The sequence below is a fragment of the Lachnotalea glycerini genome, assembly GCF_003201285.1.
Taxonomy (GTDB): domain Bacteria; phylum Bacillota; class Clostridia; order Lachnospirales; family Lachnospiraceae; genus Lachnotalea; species Lachnotalea glycerini.
On the sequence record NZ_QICS01000001.1, the window covers coordinates 1021877 to 1041180 of the forward strand.

Consider the following 19304-nt stretch of genomic DNA (forward strand, 5'->3'; position numbering starts at 1 on the left):
AAAAGACAACATAGCACGCATTTTACTACATTGTCTCAATTTATATCCATATGTAATCATTCTTTATTAATAAATCGCATTTTCCCTTCCATCTTCCTTGGAACTTCCCCTATTTCACTTTCTTTTATTTCAAAGGAGTTGGTTATATCCTTTAATAATATCAATGCACACTCCCTGCAATATTTTCCATATCTGATATCGATACCACATCTTCTGCACTTTATAAATATCTCCGAGTTTTCAGGAATTTCTAATTGTCCACTTCTTAAATAATAATCTACTTTTCTTATTGGTAGCTTGCATCCCTTTGCAACATCAGACATGGTGGTAACACCATTTTTATCTATGTACTCTTTTATGATTCCAAAAACACTTTTTTCTTCAAATCCACATTTCACACATTTCACCAATTCTGGTATAACTTGTCTATAATCTGCCCCACATATAGGACACCTAGCTGGATCTGCTCTATATTCTATACGTATATCTGCCATGTTTTCACCTCAACTCTTTGAACTGTATTAATAAGAATTAACTTGAGAATATTTTAACATAATTACATATAACTGCAATAGTACTTTAGACTTTTTGATTTAGAAAGAAGCTGTTATTTTAATTTTACAGTGTGATTAAAAATTTTATACACAAATTACAAAAAGAGCCATAACTCAATTGAAACTGATTAATCCATCGAATTTATTAATGATCCGGCAGCTCATGTTTTAATTAATTATAACCCTTTAAGTTTTTTATGACTTTATTTTAATTATCAATACGTATAGAACATGTCATCATCATCAAATGAATCATTTTCATATTCCTTCGTCCAATCAATATTATTTGTTCTCTTTACTTTTACCTGTGGTCTTGCATTAGCTCCTTTTGCTTTTTTACTCGCTTCTGTTTTCTTTTGCATTACTTTTTTTTCTTTTTCTAATCTTTTAACAATATCTACTTTATCAGGCTGTTGTTCTCTAACTTTTGTTTCCTTTTGCTGTGCAGTACCACCTCTTGAATCGTTGTTTCTTGTTTTATAGTCCTTACCGTGGTTATTCCCCGCTCTTGAATTTCTTGATTGACCATAATCATCGTCCTTATTATATCTGTTGTTATTATATGGTTTATCATTTCCATCTCTTTTTTTGTAATCTTTTCTTTCCGTGTTATAATTACTTCGGTAATCCTTTTTTTCACCATTATTACTATTTCTGTAATCTTTTTTTTCTGTGTCTGTACCAGATTTATAGTCCTTGTTATAACTTCTCGGCTTATACTCTTGCCGTCCCCCATTATTCCTATTCCCATTGTAACCTTGACTGGTACGTTCTTCACTTGTACTACTGCTAACCACGAAAGTTTCTCCTCTCAAATTTTATAAAATTCTACCATTTTCATTTTATTATAAAACTGGATAAAGTCAACACATTTTTTTTAATTTATCCTCTTTTTAATATATATTTAATATAATTGGAACATAATGTACGCTTGTATTTATCATTTGTTGGTTTTGCAATATTTATTTTAGAAATATAATCCATATTTATATTGCATTTCATTCATAATTCTGATACATTAAACATACTTGCAATTAATTATTAAGAATAATTATTTATATGAAGAAAGGAATAGAAATGAGTAAACATGACGAAAATTGTGACTGCGGATGCAATGAAGAATATGGGTTTGATGTTGATTCTACCGTTACTTTAACATTGGATGATGATACGGTAGTAGAATGTGCTATTTTAACCATTTTCCCGGTAAATAACCAAGATTATATTGCACTGCTCCCACTTGACGAAGACGGAGATAATGACGACGGAGAAGTGTTCTTATACCGTTATAGTGAGGATGAAAATGAAGAGCCTCAGCTAACTAACATTGAAGATGATGACGAATATGAAATGGTTGCTGATGCCTTTGATGAATTATTGGATTCTCAAGAATTTGACGAAATAGATGAGGAATAATTCAAGGTTTTAGTCTTCACTATGGTTTTATAAAACGTTTATAAAGGATATGATTGCATATCAGCAATCATTCTTTTTATAAGCGTTTTTGTTATTTATAAGGATTAACTTTATCCCAGAATTCTTTTTGCTGATCATACTGCTGATTCAGCCAGTCGACTGCCTCGTCTTTACCATCCTTACTAAATTCAAAATCATGCGATTGTTTTTTCTCCTCTTTTGTAACCTGAAAAGAATATGGCTCCGGCCAAATGGTTGTTCTTAGCTTAAAAACTTCATTTTCCTCTTCTTTGCTTAATTGATATCTCATTCCCTGCATACTTCCAGTATAATTTTCTTTTTTCAGAAAATTGAAAGAAACAAAATTTTCTTTATCTATCATATTAACATGCTATCCTCTTTCTTAAGCTTAATATATTGATTACTGATACAAAAATTAGTATCCAATACCAAAATCTTTTTATTTTTCTTAAAATAAATAATTAATTTATCCTTATCAACCGCTTTAATAACCCCCTCTCCATATTTCTTATGAATAATTTCCTTAGATGGTACTAATTCTTGTTTATTTACGATTAATTCTCCGACAAATCTTGACACCTCAAGCTTCTTTCCTAACCGCTCTTCCAGCGAATAGACATATAGCTGCTCTTTTGCTCTAGTCAATGCAACATAAAACATTCGCCTTTCCTCTGCTAAGTCTGCCTCTGTTACTGCCTTGCGAAATGGTGTGATTCCCTCATTTACATCAATAATGTAGACACGCTTATACTCCAGCCCCTTTGCGCTATGCATCGTGGCGAGAGAAACACTATTATGGTTACAGTTTCTGTTCTTAAGCTGAGCCTTTAATTCATTGGTATATTCATCTATATGTACAAACCATTCTCCAAAAGTTTTAAATGATTTGGCACTTTCTTGTACTTCATTTAAAGTATCAATTAAATCATCCGGCTTAATTCTTCTGTATTTAGCATATTCCTGCAGATATTCCTCATATCCAATTCCTTGTCTGATATAGTTGATAGCAGCATAAGGCGGCATGTTTGCTAGCAACCTCAAGTCATATTCCAGCTTATTAATCCTCTCTTGCATCCAATCCTTGTCCTTATAGAATTCTCTCATATATTCAAAAGAAATCTGCTTGTTATCAAGGCATTCACGGCTTACATATCGCTTAGGTCTGTTTATAATTTGAAGAAATTCCTTTCGTTCCCTTGAGCCTGTTGCAAGATGAATATAGGAAATAATATTTTTAGTAATCCAATGCTCATAAATATTAGGTAGTATATCCCGCATTTTAAAAGGTATATTGTATTCCATCAGCTTTTCTACAAGAATACGCGGCTGTGTATTCGTACGATACAAAATAGCAATATCGGAAAAATCACCGCCACTTTGTCTGCATTCCAATATTTGGTTAATCAGTTCCTTGTTTTCCTCCTCTTGGTTTTTCAGCGTCTTAATTACAATTGGTGTACCTTCCCCCTGTACAGTTCTAACCTCTTTTTCAAAACGACTCTTATTATTATGAATAACTCTGACAGCACCCTCTACAATTAATTGAGTAGAACGGTAATTCGTGTTGAGCAATACTTTCTTTGCATTCTTATAGTCCTTATCAAAATTAAGCATTATCTCCGGTTTAGCACCACGAAATCGGTAAATAGACTGATCATCATCTCCTACAATAAACAAATTATTATTTGGTTTTGCTAACATGCGTATAATATCATATTGTATTTTATTTATGTCTTGAAATTCATCTATCAAAATATATTTGTATTTACTTTGCCAGGCATTTAATATATCCTTTCGTACTTTAAATAATTCATAGCAATAAACCAACATATCATCAAAATCAATCAGTCTGGCATTTTTTAATTTATTATCATATTCCAGATAAATTTTACGAAATACATCCTCCGGACAATTAGTAGAATAATAATGTTCCAGAGAAATTCTGTCATTCTTTATTAAACTAATTTCTCCTGTAATATCCGAAATAAATTCCATTTCATCATCAATTTCCAGATCAAATCTATGTATAATATCCCTTAAGAATTCAATTCTTTGTTCCTCTTTTAAAATGTTTTCGGCCCGAAAACCGTAAGCATGTCTTAGTACCGTAAAAAAAACTGCATGAAAGGTTCCAAAGGAAACAGGAGAAGCTCCTCCCATTAGTGTCCCAAAACGCTCTTTCATTTGAGTCGCCGCTGCCTTTGTAAATGTAATGACTAATATATTGGCAGGATTTATTCCTTGCTGTTCAATTAAATATTTCGTTCTTTGTGTAATGACAGCAGTTTTACCGCTTCCTGGCGGTGCGATCACTATACAAGGACCTTCTCCATGTCTGATTGCCTGCTTTTGTCCATTATTTAAGTTAAAATTCATGTTGCCTCCAAATTTACTGGTATCATAATCAGATAAGTGTTAGATGCCAAAAGCTAATATAACCTTTCAGCTTTGATATTTATATTCTTTATTGTACTCTATATTCGTCTAAAATCAAAGCTTATTATTTTTTAAACAGGCTCTGTACAAATTCTTTCATATAGGCTATACTTTTATAAACTATTAGTAACTATTCATACGAAAGGAACTTATTTATGGATGTAGAAAAACGAAGAACACAAATTCTTGAAACTTTGCAAAACTCTAAAATTCCGGTTTCCGGAGATACCCTTTCTAATCAATTAGGAGTAAGCAGACAGATTATTGTTCAGGATATCGCAGTTCTAAAGGCATCTAATTATGATATTCTATCAACCAACCGAGGATATTTACTATATACTGATACACAGTCTAATATTGTCCGTATTTTTAACGTATCACATGACACAAATCAAATCAGGGATGAACTATATTGTATTGTAGATTTCGGTGGATTTGTTAAAAATGTAATTGTACATCACGAAGTCTATGGCAGTATTACTGCCAACCTAAACCTATCGTCCAGACGCGATGTAGATGCATTTGTTAAAAAAGTAGAAAATTCCAATGCAGTTCCCTTAAAAGTACTTGGTGGAGACATTCATTCTCATACAGTAGAAGCAGACAGTGAATTAATTCTTGATGAAATAGAAAAACAATTAGACGAGCTAGGATTTTTAATTAAATAACATGACTCAAAGTGTGAGCTTAGCCCACACTTTGTATCATAGTAATTCTTTATTTTGATAGAAAAATTTTGATAACATATAAGAAATAACAATAACTGAAACTGAAAAGATACCTGCTTTTATAAGATCTATTTGTTTCAGACTATTTATTGGACTGATTAACGCAACGAAATTCTTAGAATAAAGTACAACAAAGGCATTGATTCCCATAATACTAAGCATCATTACATTTGTAGCCTTTACATAATGAAAGCGAATAAAAAAAGGAATCATTAAACCATAAATAACGATACTTGCAAACAATCCATAAAGTATGCCAGATGTGCAAAATGTCCCTATTTGGAATAAAACTAGAAATCCGCTTTATAACATACACAGGCAGTAAAATGACACACTGACGAATATCAGGTAGTTATATTTTGCTTTTACAATTTCTCTTCTCGTATAAGGTAGTGTCACCATGATAGCTTCAGCCTTATCTTTTTCCTCTGCTTCAAATAGAATGATTGTTATAAAATATGAAAATAAGGCTCCGATTGCTCCAACCAAAATATTTTCTATTATTTCCTGATTCACAAAAAGCTTCGCAAAAACGATTAGTCCCAGGCATAAAATCATATAGATAAATAGCTTGCGCTTCATTAATAAAAATTCCTTTTTAATAAGATTAAAATTCATAATATTCTCCTAATATTCGATTTTCTTAAATATCTGCAATGAAATAGTTCTGGATATTACTAAACTGATGATTGAAACTATAATGCAAACAATGTGAAAATGATTTGTAATAAAAGTCATTGTTAACAAGCTGTTTCGGATATTAATATTATTCCATAAAAAATATCCTATCCAAACTGTTCCAAGAATTAAGAATATCGTAATTCCTCTTACAACACTATCCGACAGTATCAGATAAAGGGGTACTGTAATGCTAATAAATAATGCATACGCACACATAGTTATAGCTATTACGTCATAGGTCAAAGGCTTAATAATGAAAAAGTCATTCATATTTGTGATTAAAGCCAAGCCTTCGTATATGAGCGTTATCCCCGCAAAGCCAAGCATGGGACTTACATACCTTGTCGTAATTATTTTGCCTTTTTCATAGGGCATTGCAATTAATAGCGCCAAAGATCTACTTTTCTTTTCCTCTGTACTGACACTAAGCAAAAGCTGCCAGCCAAAAGCAGTTACCATAACGCCGTACCCGACGATACCCATATTGACAGATATAATGATTAGAATAAATAGCATTTGTGCAACTAATATTCCTAAATTCCCACGCAATACAATCTTAAAATCTTTCTTGACTAGTGATAAATACATAAGTACACCCTACCTTCCCATATATGCAACCATGATATCCTCAATTGTCGGTCTTTCACATAGTGCTTGTTTCATTTCTTGTCTTACCCTTTCTCTTTGATTGGTAAGCCCTTCAAAGGAAAAACCTCTTTCTTCCAATGCTACAAACCATTTTCTGTTATCATTTGTAAGAATCGTCTTATCTCCCTTGACCAAGGCATGCTCATCTATTAAAATATCTTTATCTTTGTTAAAAATCACCTCTCCGGCGTTCAACATGATAATTTGGTCTGCGATTTTATCCAAATCAGTAGTAATATGAGTAGAAAAAAATACTGTTTTGCCTACATCAATTATAAATTCTCGTATAATATCCAAAAACTCCTTACGTATCTTAGGATCAAGTCCTGAGGTTGGTTCATCCATAATCAACAAATCTGCATGATGTGACAGCGCTAAAGCAAGTGAAAATTTCATTTTCATCCCTTTAGATAATTCTTTCACTTTTTGTTTTTCATTTAAATTAAAATTTTTAATATACTTTTTATAGTTATCCTCATCCCACTTTGTATAAGCTGCTGCAAATATCTGCTTCATTTCTGACAATTTCAAATCCTCATACAAATATCCATTGTCAAAGACAATACCAATGCGATTTTTTATCTCTTTTTCATTTTCCTTGAAAGACTTTCCAAATATTTTTATTTCACCGGCATTGGGAACAACCAGTCCAAGGATTGATTTGATTGTCGTTGTCTTTCCTGCCCCATTCATTCCTATAAAACCAGCAACAATTCCCTCTTCAATCTTAATATCAATTCCTTTCAGTACCTTATTCCCTTTCGAATAGCATTTTTCTAGTCCTTTGATTTCTAATGCATAGTCCATTTGACTTACCTCCCATTTTCTTCAAATAATATATCCATCATTGTCCGCATATCTTCTTTCGACACTCCAATTGCTCTTCCTATATTATAAGCCTCTATCAGTTTTTCCTCTACCTGCTTAAGTCTTGCTTCCTTTAGTAATTCTAGATTGCCGGAGGCTGCAAAGCTCCCTTTTCCATGAACCGTTTTAATAAATCCTTCTGCCTCAAGTTCATCGTAGGCCCTTCTCGTCGTAAGTACACTAACCCTTGTTTCATTCGCTAGATTCCTTATGGATGGAAGCAATTCTCCATCCCTTATTTCTCCGCTTAAGATTGCTTCTTTTATCTGATTCTTAAGCTGTTGATAGATTGGTATATCACTGCTGTTTGATATTATAATATTCAAAATAACCCTCCACTGTGCTTACGTGTGCTTAACTGTATATTTAATTAATACACAGTTAGTATAATTCTGTATCGTATTTTTGTCAATACCTTTATGATATAAAATTAATGTGAACTAGCGGACAAGTCCGCATCAGCTCCCTAATCCCTCACTCATGAGGGACTTGACCGCTTTGCCACGCCAAATGCTGTCACATAGTGACATTTTCCACTTGCACTCGTGCGCATAGTATTTTTATTTCACGAGGAATCAAAGCAATACGTTACCACAACAAGGTTCTCCTATGAAACAAGAAAAGGTCAATAATTGCTTACTATTACAATTATTGACCTCTAAATTTTATTCTAATTTAAATTATGAAACGATAAATTGTTCTTCATAAATCACATCATTTTGAAGCTTAGCTTTTACTAAATAGGAGCCTTTGTCTATATTTGCGAAAAAGTAAAAACCACATTCATTCGTTTTTTGTATTTGTATCACTTTCTCACATGCAAATTCATCTAACCTATATAAAATTACCACTGCCTCTATAACTGCTTTAGTATTAGAAGTTACAAATCCACTTATTGTGTTATTACTTGAAGCATTTTCTTTAATCAAATCAAAATATAAACTAATTCGATCAAATTTTTCAACTGTTATTTCTAATGGTTTCGTAAATATATACCCTTGTTTTTTTACTTCTATAATATAAATATCGGGTAAAACATTATAAATCAAAAATTGACCATTATGATTAGACGTAGTGAAATAAAATACATGGTCTATATCATCTATAGATTTCAAATAAATTTTTGCATCGTCAATTGGCTTTTTGCTGCAATTTTCTAATATTTTTCCATATACAATACCATTTTCATAAATTATACTTCTTTCTAATTCAAACGATTGCTGTATAACCTCATTTTCTTTAATACAAACAGTTACTACACCAGATGTCATATAGCCTATGGCAGAAGCAATTACTTTATATTTTCCAACACTTAGTACGCTGCAAAATTGATACATCCCATTCTCATCAGTTGCAGTATGAAACATTTGATTACTGCTTTTATCCAGTACTACAACTGTAGCATTACTTATTGGTTTGCCATTTGAACTTACATTTCCTGTTAAGAGTGTGTTTTCTTGTATAGGTGCCTTATCAAGTTCTAAGTTAATTGTAATATTTTCATTTTCGCTTATTTCAACTGGATTACTTCCTTTTAGTATATAAATATCCTTGATTAGCATTATCTATATTTCCTCTTGCTTAGTTGATTTTATGATATAAGTGCCTGGATTTACATTGACAAATAAATATTTACCGGAAACATTGGTTCTGGTCGTATCCACAAGTGTTTCCACTCCATTTGTTACTAAATATAAAGCCACGCCTGCGCTGCTAATTGGAATATTTGATATACTTTCTTTGATAAAGCCGCTAATGGTGCCTGTATTGGATAAAGTATCCTCGATTAATGAGATTTGGCTATTAATAAATTCATTTGTTGTAATACTAAATGGTGCACTTTGGTTTGTATAATATCCTTGCTTTGCTGCTGTCACATAATAATCACCTTCAGGAATCAAACCGAATATATATTGTCCTTGATCATTTGTTGAAGTAGTAATGATAAGTGTGGGGTCTGGTAGAGTATTACTATATAAGCTAACAACTGCATCGTTTAGAGGAGTTTCTCCATTGGTTGTTCTTATTATTCCATATACAACATTTAAATTTGCTTCTGCATCTGCCGTTAAAATAATTGTAACTGTGGTATTTCTATTGGATAAAATTGTTATTGGTGTAGTAAGTGGTAAAAGATAACCATCTTTAATAGCTGTAACTTTATAGGATCCAACTGGCAGATTAGCAATTGTAAACTGTCCAGTACCACCAGTATTTGTGTGTTCTATTGGATTATCATTAATATCGTATACCTTTACTGTTGCCCCACTTAAACCAACTCCACCTGAAGTTACCGTACCAACTAGATTTCCACTGGTAGCAAATGGATTTACAACTAATTGTAAATTTTGTGTAATTTCCTCTCTTCCTGTAAGGTCAAAAATAGGAGTATATCCCAGTATATATTGATCATTTAAAGCCATAATTTTTCTTTCCTTTTCTAATATACTAAGAAGATTAAAATACTAAAATATAATCTTACTCAAAATACAATATGATATAATACACATTTTGTTAAATAAAAAAACACAATATTAATAATTACTGCGCTTTTATTCTTAATATCATATCTTCCACTTTCCTAAAGCTTTTGAGTTAAATTTAATTAGTTTCCTATGTCTTTCTAACTAATCATTTGGCCGGATATAAAAATTACCTTCAAGCTGTTCTGTCTTAACAATATTAATAAATGCATGTTCATCGATGTCTCTAATTCTGGAAACTACTTTTTTTACCTCTTCTCTGCCTACCACTGAATATACCATAGTTCTTTGTCTTTTCTCAAAAGTACCAAATCCGCTGAAGCAGGTAGATGCATGTCTTGTAGATTCACTTATCACTCTGGCTACCTGCTCTGGAAATTCTGTAATAATAAATAGTGTATTTTTTTTATATCTTTTATAAGATATTTGAAGCACCTGCGTCGATGTAAACTGAAAAATAATTGAATACAGTGCTCTGTCCCACCCAAAAAGGAAACCGCCAATGAGTAGAATCACTGCGTTACCAAACAAAATATAATTCCATGCATCAATACCATGTTTTTTTGATAAAAAAATTGCAATAAAGTCAGTCCCTCCGCTTGTCGCATCTGCAAACAGACACATACTGATTGCTGCTCCGGAAACCAAGCCACCAAATATACTAATTAAAAGTATGTCATAAGTAATCGCATACGTAGGCAGGATATCTGTAAAAATACTGGTAAGAATAATCATTATACAAGAATAAACTGTAAATTTCTTACCAATATGTCGAAAGCTTACAATTACAGGTATAGAATTTAATAATAAATTTACAAATGCAAACGATATATTCAGATGGAAATATTTTTTCCCAATTTGCTGAATTAAAATAGTAAGACCTGTAAACCCTCCCGGAATAAGCTCTCCGGCTTTTACAAAACTCTTGATATTTAAAGCCATAACGATTGATGCTGCCACTACCAACGTAATCCTAATCATATCCTTACGCAAAGCCTTTTGTTTATAATTTAATTCCATACATCTTTACCTCTTTATATATATTGTAATTGGAATGCTGCTGTTGTACTAATTAAGTTATTATAACCCATAATAATTTAAGTTAAAACAATCGTATTTGTTGAATATAAGAAGATGATAATGCTTTATTCTATAAGATTTCATACTTTAACCCAAACGTGAACTTCTGATAGAAAAAACTGGCAGAATCGACTTTCCAATCTGCCAGCTAATTCTAATAATTTGTTATGTTTTCTAACAAATTAATCACTAAGTTTCTCTATTGCTGCTTTAATTCTTTTGATAGATTCATCTTTACCAATGACCTCCATTATTTCGGTCGCACCGGCCGGTGTCATTTGTTTCCCCGAAACAGCCGTTCGAATTGGCCACATTACATATCCATTCTTATAGCCTGTTCGCTCTGTAAACTTTAACAAAACATCATATAGAGCATCATTACTGTAATCCTCTTGTGCTTCTAATATAGGGAGCATTTCCTTTAATACCTCCAATGAAGTGTCCGCATTGGTTTTCATTTTCTTATGTGTATACATTGCTTTATCATATTCTGGAATTTCTTCAAAAAAGTCAATTAAGTCAGCTATATCAGGAAATATTTCTATCCTTGTTTTAACCATTCCTGCAATTTTCTTAAGATCATAGTCTTTTGTAATTACCTTTTCAATATATGGCTTTGCCATTTCATAAAATTGCTCCATTTCCATGGCTTTTATATATTCACCGTTCATCCACTTTAACTTTACCACATCAAATACAGCTGGAGCCTTGCTCATATGATGATAATCGAATTTTTCAATCAGTTCCTGTAAAGAAAAAATTTCTTGATTATCTTCCGGACTCCATCCTAATAAAGCAACAAAGTTAACGACTGCTTCTGTTAAAAACCCTTGTTCTATTAAATCTTCGTAAGAGGAATGTCCGCTTCGTTTGCTTAGCTTCTTATGCTCTTCGTTTGTTATCAATGGGCAATGAACATATGTTGGGACTTCCCATCCAAATGCCTCGTATAAACGATTGTACTTAGGTGATGAAGATAAATACTCATTACCCCGGACTACATGTGTAATTCCCATTAAATGATCGTCCACTACATTTGCGAAATTGTAAGTAGGATAACCATCCGACTTGATTAATATCATATCATCCAGTTCTGCATTATCTACCGTTATTTCACCATAAATATCGTCCTGAAAAGTTGTTGTTCCTTCTGATGGATTGTTTTGCCTGATTACATACGGAATACCTTTTTCCAGATTTGCTTCTACATCTTCCTTAGAAAGTGATAAACAATGCTTGTCGTACACTACTATTTCTTTTCCAGCAACCTCTTGCTTTAACGATTCTAGTCTTTCCTTATCGCAAAAGCAATAATAAGCCTCTTTTTTTTCTACTAACTGCTTTGCATATTTTAAGTATAATCCCTGCTCATGTCTCTCGCTTTGAACATAAGGACCAACTCCACCATCCTTGTCCGGACCTTCATCGTGTACTAATCCAGTCTTAGCTAATGTACGATAAATTATTTCTAATGCGCCTTCTACAAATCTTTCCTGATCTGTATCCTCTATTCTTAAAAGAAAGTCTCCGCCTTCATGTTTTGCAATCAAAAATGCATATAATGCAGTTCTTAAATTACCGACGTGCATTCTTCCTGTCGGGCTAGGTGCAAATCTTGTTCTAACTTTTTTCATTTTACCTACTCTCCTATTCACTAAATATAGACCTATTTGGCTATTATACACTTTATTTTTATAATCATCAATGTTATTTTATAATAATTTATATGTACATAATTTTTAATTTTTCGTGTATATGCTAGATTATAAGTAGTATATACCATTCCTTTTTCTTGCCTGCCTTTTAAAAATTGATCCTTTAGCAATAAACCTATATAAAAATGTGTTTTACCTAAACAAGCTTTTATTTTTAAATGGAGGGTATCATTATGAGCGAATATGCTGTTTTATATTTAAGCGTCACTGGTAACACAGAAAAAATAGCTGCTGCAATATATCAGTCTATTTCATCTTCTTCTAAAGATATTTGTAAAATAGACGGCAGTATCACAACAGATTTTGCTGAAAACTATTTTATAGGATTTTATTTACATCAGGGATTAGCCCCTGAGCCTATTTCTGCTTTTCTCAAAAAACTTCATGGGAAAAATATTGCTCTCTTTGGCACATGTGGTTATGGCTTTAATCAATCTTATTTTAACCATATTGAAAGTAAAATTTCAAACATTATACCCTTTGATAATAATTACTTAGGCTGCTTTTTATGTCAAGGAAAGATGCCGATTACAATCAGAAACGAATATGAGAAAAAGCTCCTAGGAGATGAAAAAAATTATATACTAAATAATCTAATTAAAAATTTTGATAATGCTATGCTTCATCCAAATGAAGAAGACATCAAAAATGCTGAAACCTATGCCCAAGAAGTCATTTGGAAATTAAAAGGGAATTAGAATTGTATTATTCAAAAAGCTGGCAGAAAAATTCTGACAGCTTTTTGGATTGAGTAGAAATCACTCTAAATTTCCTATTATATATGCACTCCGTATAGGAACTTTGTTTCTTTACTATTCATAACGTTCTATATCATATCCAGCTTCCTTAATTGCATCGATAAAATCTCCTAACACTTCTGTATTTGTTGTTGATACAGCATGAAGTAGATAGATCGCACCTGGGTGAAGCTTTTCTTTCATTGTTTTTAGCGCTTCGGTCTTATCTGGCTGTGCATCTGTTATCCAATCTTTATATGCAAAGCTCCAAAATACTGATTTGTAACCTAAATTATGTACAATTGCCAATGATTGCTCGCTAAATGCTCCTGTTGGATAACGAAATAAATCCATTGTGTAGTTATAATTCTCAAGCACATAATCATGTACACCAATTAATTCATTTTGCTGATCCTCTACCGTTGCTAGAGATGGCAAACCATTTGATGGATGATTTACACTATGATTACCGACAACATGTCCTTCCTCTATCATTCTTTTTACCAAGTCAGGATTAGACTTTGCATATGGAAGAGTAATAAAAAATACCGCCTTTACATTTTTCTCTTTCAAGGTATCCAATATTTTGGCTGTATTACCCGTTGGTGAATTAGCTTCTGGGTATTCATAACCTTCATCAAAAGTTAAAAATACTGCATCTGAATCTGTTCTTACAAAGTCTGCGCCTAAATATCCGTATTGATTCTGATACATGGTGCAGCCAACAGGAACATTATTATCATCTACATTTCCACCTTGACCCCAGCCTTTTGATTCCGTACTTAAACCATCCAATGAAATCTGCTCTATTGGTTGTTCTTCCTGCTCTGTCGTTTGATTTTCTGAAGTTGTCTGATTGCTTTGTGCTTCGTCAGATGTTGTATCATCATTTGTGCTTGATGTTTGAACTGACTGCTGTTCCTCTGTATTACTAACTGCTCCTGCCTGATTTTCTTCTTGAGCATTCTCTGTGTCAGTTGTCTGATCGGTTGAATTATCCTGTGTCGTAATCTCTGTCTGTGCTAATGTATCTTTTGAATCTTTACCTTTACAGCCGGCTGCTAATGCCACCATTAATAATACGATTAGATATTTATTCTTTTTCATAAGTTCTCCTTCATTTTTATAGCAAATTTTTATCTGTCAATATTAAGCAGTTTTAAATGACCGCTTATTATCATATCTAATATATTTTACAAACCAATTACTTAAGCATTACATTATCCTTAATTTTTGATTTAGTTATCTTATTCATTCGAATATAGTATACCGGAATAATAGGAATCAATGCACTAATCCATGCTGCTGGCTCTGCTAAACATGCCCCAGAAAATCCGATTATCCGAGCTAATGTAAATGCTACCACTCCTCTTGCCATTAATTCAAACAATCCTCCTAGCATTGGGAACAAACCGTCTCCCAAACCTTGAAGTGCGTTTCGGTAAATAAAAATCAGACCTAATGCGGGGTAGAATCCGACCGTTATATTAAAATACCTCTGAGCAGTTTCGATTACCTGTGTTTCATCACCTGACACAAAGATTTCAACCAGATAATGGCCAGAAAAAATCAATATGACTGCAGCAATTACACTGTAGCACAAGGATAACACAATTGCCTCATTTACCCCTTTTCTAATCCGTTCATTTTGCCCCGCTCCTATATTTTGACCGACATAGGTTGCCATGGTAGCTCCCAATGAAAGAAATGGCTGTGTAATGATTTGCTGTGCTTTACCTGCTACTGTAAAGGCAGCAATATAAACTGCTCCTAATACGTTAAGAGCCGTTTGAATGATCATAACTCCCATAGCCGTAATAGAAAACTGAAGCGACATTGGTATTCCTATTTTCATTAGATTTATGGCACTGCTTCCTGAAAATTCTAAATCCTCTTTGGTTATTCTTAAGAGCGGATATTTCTTTTTGATATAAGCAAAGCATAATATTGCAGATACTGCCTGTGCAATCACGGTAGCATATGCAACTCCCGATACACCTAATTTACAAACTATAACAAAAAAAAGATCTAATACAATATTGACAACTGATGCAATAGCCAAAAATACCAGTGAACTTTTACTATCTCCTAATGCTCTTAGAATCGCTGACAATAAGTTATAAATCATCGTAATGCCAATACCTGCAAATATTATTTTAGTATATGTACTAGAATCATTAAAAATATTTTCCGGTGTTTTCATTATCCTTAATACAGAATCTATCCCGAATAGCGTCATAATGGTAAGAATGATTGCTGTAATAACAGACAGATAACCTGACATAACAGTAAAATGACGTACTCTCTTTTCATCTTTAGCACCATAACTTTGCGCAATCAGTACGGAAAATCCACTTGTCATTCCCATTACTACTCCCATAATCAAAAATACAATGGAGCCTGTTGCCCCAACCGCTGCAAGTGCATTTACTCCTACAAATCGCCCTACTACTGCTGAATCCACAATATTATATAATTGCTGAAATACATTGCCTATTACAAGTGGTATGCCAAACTTAAAAATCAAGCTTCTTGGATTCCCAACGGTCATATCATTTGTCATTTTATTTTCTCCTCTTACGTTTCCTTCTAGGTCTAAATACGGTCATTCTTCCTGTCCATCCAACAATTCTTACTACAATAACACCGAGTATCATTCCAATGGAGTCTATTGCAACATCCTTTTTGGAAGCTGTTCTTCCTGCCACGAAAGACTGATGGTACTCGTCTAATGTTGCATAGGTAATGCATATGCTTCCAGTCAATATCATAAGCCAAATTCCTCTTATCCCATACACATACAGGGGAAATGCAATTGCTACCGCAAGGCATGCATACTCCGTCATATGAGCCGCTTTTCTCACTGCATAGTGTATTCTTTGTTTATAATAACTAATTTGTTCGTTGCTAAGGTTTAGGCTGATTAGTTGATTTGCTGTTACGACTATCTGTTCACTTACCTTGTAGCTTAAGTCTGAAGATGTGGTCCCATTATCAGCTGAAAAAGAATATATCATGTACATCATTAAAATAGCCGGTATAAAGGATAATGGCTTTAATAAATTTATCATTGTAATTCCTCCAATATTAAAATCAAATGTCTCTAATTTCATAACAAAGTTCTACCTTGTTATAATTTTCAGAAGCTCAATAAATCCTGCTCCACTTTGTTCACTTGCAAGAACTTCTCTTACTGTTACTGGCCTGTCGGTTATTATGTTATCTACATCAAGAAGCTTCATTCTTTCTATATCACTCCTCGAATTAACTGTCCAGACATGCACCTCTTTACCACAGCTATGAGCTGCTGTAATTACCTTTTTGGTCGCATAGGTATGCTTTATACTTAAGAAATCAGCATTGACGTTATTTTCAAAGTTTCCATATGCCATCTTAAGGATATACCCTGTTCTGATGTCAGGATTAATCTCTTTCACGTCACCAAGCAATGCATAATCCATTGAAGTAATAACACAAAAATCCTGAGCATCATTTTCTTCAATTACCTCAAGAACACGTTGAGCTATATTTTCATTATGTCTATTATTTTTTATCTCAATGTTTAGATTCAGCTTTCCCTTGCAATACTCAATCACCTCATCTAATGTCGGGATTTTCTCCCCTGCGAACTTACTTCCAAACTTACTTCCTGCATCTAATCTAGCTACTTCATCATAATTAACTTCCCAAATATATTTGTTATAGCCCGTTGTTCTTTTTAAACTAGAATCATGCAATAAAACAACAACACCATCTCTCGTCTCCTGAACATCAATTTCAGCGTAATCTGCCTTTACCTCTACGGCTGCCTTTAATGCTATCATTGTATTTTCCGGTGCATATGAGGCTCCGCCTCTATGAGCTGTAACTTGAGTTGTTACTAATATCTCTTGCGCTATTTGTGTACTCTTTTCAATCATCTTATAGCTATATACGAATTCAATCACTACAATCAACAGACTAATCATAAAGGTTGCCGCTTTGAAAGTTTTATTTGTCAACGCAGTATAAATATTTAATTCATCCTTATATTCCTCAAGTGTATTAAAACGATAAAGCGAATAAATACTAAATATAAATGCTATATTTCCTGCTATCCCGACCATATTACTAAAAAAACCACTTAATAATTTAATCCAGTCGTATACAATCAGCAAATTGGCAAGTGCAACATCCGAGCTATACAATAATGATATAATCAAGGCAGAAATTACAATTGCAAGAGCATTTATAAGCAAAATAAATATAGACAGCATGATATTCCATTCAATCAAATAACGAAAAGATTTCTTTGCTTTTCCACCAATGACACGAAAGCTAACCAAAAATGCATCAATTGCATTTTTTTCTCCCAGCGTAACAAAAGGAAAAATAAATGCTGAGAGCAGACTTACTACTAATATAACAAAAATCAACAAGTAAATCATATCCTTATAATGGAAGCTCTCATAAATAGATTGTGCTAAATAATTTAATATTTTTATGCTTGAAACTTCTTGAATTATAAAGTGAATACTAATAAAAGGTACTATCATTAGTCCAGGAATTACCTTTAAAATATTCCCGTCCTTTATTATTTTACCAACCTTAAATATTCCTACTAAAAATATCTTATACGCTTTTAGTTGAACATTATAATTAGAGGCTCTATAATTTTCCAGCAAACAGATAATTTCAAATCCAACCAATACAATCATGATTAACATATTTGCAGTAATTAGTAAAATTGAAATAGGATTTTTAATAAAGGACATTACATTTTCAGCCGTTATATAACTATATCCAGCTTTCTTTAATGCAAAATCTATACTTGATGAATAGAAGTTATAGACAATGAGAATAGACGCTGCATGATAGCATAGCAAAAAAACTATCAACTCTTCAAAATTTATTTTAATTATTTTCCATGTATTTTTGATAAGAAATATCATTCCACATAATCTCACATTTTTATTAATTTTTTTCTTATTCCTAATATATTCTATCATCTTTTTTATTATAGTCAATTTTATTTCTTTATTTATTTCATCTTTTATTTATTAACCATTTCTTATTATTAACATAAACTATTTATGACTAAACGTTTTAAGGAGTGTTATTTTGGAAAGATATTCAAAACAAGATTGTTTAAACCCTAGAACTGCTCATCCTTCCTGTGGGTGTGGACATAAACAAAAAATGCAGCCTGATATGATGCCAAACTGTGACTCAATGGAGCATTTAGCGTTAGCTATGTGCTATGTTCCATGGCAGCATTGGGATAAAATATATGATTTAGAGAAAGGCTTAGAGTGTGGAACTATTTTTCCTGAACTAAATAAACCTTTCTTAGGAAGCAGGTGTTGCTAGATGAATCAAAATATGGATAAGAACAGTTTATTAAAGAAGATTTTTGCAGTAAGCTTTGCTATTAACGATTGTACATTATATTTGGATACTCATCCTTGTGATGAAGAAGCTCTAACTTGCATTAATGAATTAATACCAATCAGGCGTAACCTATTAGAAAAATATTCTCAATGCTTTGGTCCTTTGACTATTGACAGTGTAATGCCTACCAAAAAATGGGAATGGGCATTTGGCCCTATGCCATGGGAAGGAGGATGTCAATAATGTGGAATTATGAAAAAAGATTGCAATACCCTGTAAATATTACAAAAACAAATGCTAAACTAGCTCAGATTATTATTACGCAATACGGTGGACTGTATTGTTATAAGTGATAGGAATTTTACAAAAATAAAAAGAGCTTATGCTCTTTTTATATAGAGACTGTTTCAAGTTTTGTGTAAACACAAAAAACTGACATAAGATATGTTGATAGTTATTTAAGGGCAGAGTCGATTACAATGGTTCTGCCCTTACTTGCATTATACAAGGATTTTTTTGCATGTCAATGAAACCTTTCAGAATCTAACTAGATTTAAAGATTTCGTGA

General features: G+C 32.6%; 21 protein-coding genes and 1 pseudogene. 6 read left to right on the forward strand and 16 right to left on the reverse strand.

Translation table 11 applies throughout. The features are described from left to right. Positions 1-56 precede the first annotated feature (56 nt). Together C8E03_RS04315 and C8E03_RS04320 are read right to left on the reverse strand one after the other, a co-directional pair. Complete coding sequence (locus C8E03_RS04315) at positions 57-494, reverse strand: hypothetical protein (RefSeq protein ID WP_094377687.1); 438 nt, start codon at positions 492-494, stop codon at positions 57-59. 275 nt (positions 495-769) lie between these two features. Next, positions 770-1351, reverse strand: coding sequence for a hypothetical protein (locus tag C8E03_RS04320; RefSeq protein ID WP_094377688.1), 582 nt, complete (start codon positions 1349-1351; stop codon positions 770-772). A 280-nt stretch (positions 1352-1631) separates the two neighbouring features. Here C8E03_RS04320 and C8E03_RS04325 point away from each other — a divergent pair, with 280 nt between their 5' ends. Then, positions 1632-1970: a DUF1292 domain-containing protein gene (locus tag C8E03_RS04325; protein WP_110290408.1), complete on the forward strand. Its 339-nt coding sequence runs from the start codon at positions 1632-1634 to the stop codon at positions 1968-1970. A gap of 91 nt (positions 1971-2061) precedes the next feature. Here the strand turns inward: C8E03_RS04325 and C8E03_RS04330 are convergent, their stop codons facing one another. Continuing rightward, positions 2062-2352: a hypothetical protein gene (locus C8E03_RS04330; RefSeq protein ID WP_110290362.1), complete on the reverse strand. Its 291-nt coding sequence runs from the start codon at positions 2350-2352 to the stop codon at positions 2062-2064. Continuing rightward, entirely contained in the window at positions 2349-4367 is a 2019-nt protein-coding gene (locus C8E03_RS04335) for an ATP-dependent helicase (protein ID WP_110290363.1), read from the reverse strand. The genes C8E03_RS04330 and C8E03_RS04335 overlap by 4 nt, the downstream gene beginning before the upstream one ends. A gap of 215 nt (positions 4368-4582) precedes the next feature. Here C8E03_RS04335 and C8E03_RS04340 point away from each other — a divergent pair, with 215 nt between their 5' ends. After that, entirely contained in the window at positions 4583-5095 is a 513-nt protein-coding gene (locus C8E03_RS04340; RefSeq protein WP_110290364.1) for a transcription repressor NadR, read from the forward strand. Between the two features lie 363 nt (positions 5096-5458). Here C8E03_RS04340 and C8E03_RS04350 read toward each other — a convergent pair whose 3' ends face one another. The 8 genes from C8E03_RS04350 to gltX form a co-directional block, all read right to left on the reverse strand. Then, on the reverse strand, positions 5459-5773 hold the full coding sequence (locus C8E03_RS04350) for an ABC-2 transporter permease (protein WP_110290366.1): 315 nt from the start codon (positions 5771-5773) through the stop codon (positions 5459-5461). 9 nt (positions 5774-5782) lie between these two features. After that, positions 5783-6424: an ABC-2 transporter permease gene (locus C8E03_RS04355; protein ID WP_110290367.1), complete on the reverse strand. Its 642-nt coding sequence runs from the start codon at positions 6422-6424 to the stop codon at positions 5783-5785. A 9-nt stretch (positions 6425-6433) separates the two neighbouring features. After that, the gene (locus C8E03_RS04360; RefSeq protein ID WP_110290368.1) at positions 6434-7291 is read right to left on the reverse strand and encodes an ABC transporter ATP-binding protein; all 858 of its coding nucleotides are present in this window, start codon (positions 7289-7291) and stop codon (positions 6434-6436) included. Between the two features lie 5 nt (positions 7292-7296). Further along, a complete protein-coding gene (locus C8E03_RS04365) occupies positions 7297-7677 on the reverse strand; it encodes a GntR family transcriptional regulator (RefSeq protein ID WP_110290369.1) in 381 nt (126 codons plus the stop codon). Positions 7678-8031: 354 nt separating this feature from the next. Next, positions 8032-8913, reverse strand: coding sequence for a carboxypeptidase-like regulatory domain-containing protein (locus C8E03_RS04370; RefSeq protein WP_110290370.1), 882 nt, complete (start codon positions 8911-8913; stop codon positions 8032-8034). Between the two features lie 3 nt (positions 8914-8916). Then, complete coding sequence (locus tag C8E03_RS04375; RefSeq protein ID WP_110290371.1) at positions 8917-9774, reverse strand: MSCRAMM family protein; 858 nt, start codon at positions 9772-9774, stop codon at positions 8917-8919. A 204-nt stretch (positions 9775-9978) separates the two neighbouring features. Continuing rightward, positions 9979-10854: a YitT family protein gene (locus C8E03_RS04380; RefSeq protein WP_110290372.1), complete on the reverse strand. Its 876-nt coding sequence runs from the start codon at positions 10852-10854 to the stop codon at positions 9979-9981. Between the two features lie 242 nt (positions 10855-11096). Further along, a complete protein-coding gene (gltX, locus tag C8E03_RS04385) occupies positions 11097-12548 on the reverse strand; it encodes a glutamate--tRNA ligase (RefSeq protein ID WP_110290373.1) in 1452 nt (483 codons plus the stop codon). Positions 12549-12802: 254 nt separating this feature from the next. Between gltX and C8E03_RS04390 the strand changes: the two genes are divergently transcribed. Beyond that, positions 12803-13327, forward strand: a complete 525-nt coding sequence (locus C8E03_RS04390) for a flavodoxin family protein (RefSeq protein ID WP_170122887.1) — start codon at positions 12803-12805, stop codon at positions 13325-13327. A gap of 114 nt (positions 13328-13441) precedes the next feature. Here C8E03_RS04390 and C8E03_RS04395 read toward each other — a convergent pair whose 3' ends face one another. The 4 genes from C8E03_RS04395 to C8E03_RS04410 all read right to left on the reverse strand — a co-directional run bounded on the left by C8E03_RS04395 (position 13442) and on the right by C8E03_RS04410 (position 18297). Further along, positions 13442-14473 carry a polysaccharide deacetylase family protein gene (locus C8E03_RS04395; RefSeq protein WP_110290375.1) on the reverse strand — a complete coding sequence of 344 codons (1032 nt, stop codon included), beginning with the start codon at positions 14471-14473 and terminating at the stop codon, positions 13442-13444. A 97-nt stretch (positions 14474-14570) separates the two neighbouring features. Then, positions 14571-15929, reverse strand: a complete 1359-nt coding sequence (locus C8E03_RS04400; RefSeq protein ID WP_110290376.1) for an MATE family efflux transporter — start codon at positions 15927-15929, stop codon at positions 14571-14573. Between the two features lies 1 nt (position 15930). After that, positions 15931-16437, reverse strand: a complete 507-nt coding sequence (locus C8E03_RS04405) for a VanZ family protein (protein ID WP_242993366.1) — start codon at positions 16435-16437, stop codon at positions 15931-15933. A gap of 51 nt (positions 16438-16488) precedes the next feature. Next, a complete protein-coding gene (locus C8E03_RS04410; protein ID WP_170122888.1) occupies positions 16489-18297 on the reverse strand; it encodes a glycerophosphodiester phosphodiesterase in 1809 nt (602 codons plus the stop codon). Between the two features lie 169 nt (positions 18298-18466). Between C8E03_RS04410 and C8E03_RS22670 the strand changes: the two genes are divergently transcribed. From C8E03_RS22670 to C8E03_RS22790, 3 genes and pseudogenes are all read left to right on the forward strand, one after another. After that, on the forward strand, positions 18467-18715 hold the full coding sequence (locus C8E03_RS22670; RefSeq protein WP_330410685.1) for a spore coat associated protein CotJA: 249 nt from the start codon (positions 18467-18469) through the stop codon (positions 18713-18715). Further along, complete coding sequence (locus tag C8E03_RS04420) at positions 18716-18979, forward strand: spore coat protein CotJB (protein ID WP_110290379.1); 264 nt, start codon at positions 18716-18718, stop codon at positions 18977-18979. Then, positions 18979-19071: pseudogene (locus C8E03_RS22790) on the forward strand (manganese catalase family protein); the annotation flags it as partial. The gene C8E03_RS04420 and the pseudogene C8E03_RS22790, both read left to right, overlap by 1 nt. Between the last annotated feature and the right edge of the window lie 233 nt (positions 19072-19304).

Coding starts and splice junctions, on each gene's coding strand:
- C8E03_RS04315 (WP_094377687.1), bottom strand. CDS start 494: ATGGCAGATATACGTATAGAATATAGAGCAGATCCAGCTAGGTGTCCT.
- C8E03_RS04325 (WP_110290408.1), top strand. CDS start 1,632: ATGAGTAAACATGACGAAAATTGTGACTGCGGATGCAATGAAGAATAT.
- C8E03_RS04330 (WP_110290362.1), bottom strand. CDS start 2,352: ATGATAGATAAAGAAAATTTTGTTTCTTTCAATTTTCTGAAAAAAGAA.
- C8E03_RS04335 (WP_110290363.1), bottom strand. CDS start 4,367: ATGAATTTTAACTTAAATAATGGACAAAAGCAGGCAATCAGACATGGA.
- C8E03_RS04340 (WP_110290364.1), top strand. CDS start 4,583: ATGGATGTAGAAAAACGAAGAACACAAATTCTTGAAACTTTGCAAAAC.
- C8E03_RS04350 (WP_110290366.1), bottom strand. CDS start 5,773: ATGAATTTTAATCTTATTAAAAAGGAATTTTTATTAATGAAGCGCAAG.
- C8E03_RS04355 (WP_110290367.1), bottom strand. CDS start 6,424: ATGTATTTATCACTAGTCAAGAAAGATTTTAAGATTGTATTGCGTGGG.
- C8E03_RS04360 (WP_110290368.1), bottom strand. CDS start 7,291: ATGGACTATGCATTAGAAATCAAAGGACTAGAAAAATGCTATTCGAAA.
- C8E03_RS04370 (WP_110290370.1), bottom strand. CDS start 8,913: ATGCTAATCAAGGATATTTATATACTAAAAGGAAGTAATCCAGTTGAA.
- C8E03_RS04375 (WP_110290371.1), bottom strand. CDS start 9,774: ATGGCTTTAAATGATCAATATATACTGGGATATACTCCTATTTTTGAC.
- C8E03_RS04380 (WP_110290372.1), bottom strand. CDS start 10,854: ATGGAATTAAATTATAAACAAAAGGCTTTGCGTAAGGATATGATTAGG.
- gltX (WP_110290373.1), bottom strand. CDS start 12,548: ATGAAAAAAGTTAGAACAAGATTTGCACCTAGCCCGACAGGAAGAATG.
- C8E03_RS04390 (WP_170122887.1), top strand. CDS start 12,803: ATGAGCGAATATGCTGTTTTATATTTAAGCGTCACTGGTAACACAGAA.
- C8E03_RS04395 (WP_110290375.1), bottom strand. CDS start 14,473: ATGAAAAAGAATAAATATCTAATCGTATTATTAATGGTGGCATTAGCA.
- C8E03_RS04400 (WP_110290376.1), bottom strand. CDS start 15,929: ATGACAAATGATATGACCGTTGGGAATCCAAGAAGCTTGATTTTTAAG.
- C8E03_RS04405 (WP_242993366.1), bottom strand. CDS start 16,437: ATGATAAATTTATTAAAGCCATTATCCTTTATACCGGCTATTTTAATG.
- C8E03_RS04410 (WP_170122888.1), bottom strand. CDS start 18,297: ATGATATTTCTTATCAAAAATACATGGAAAATAATTAAAATAAATTTT.
- C8E03_RS04420 (WP_110290379.1), top strand. CDS start 18,716: ATGAATCAAAATATGGATAAGAACAGTTTATTAAAGAAGATTTTTGCA.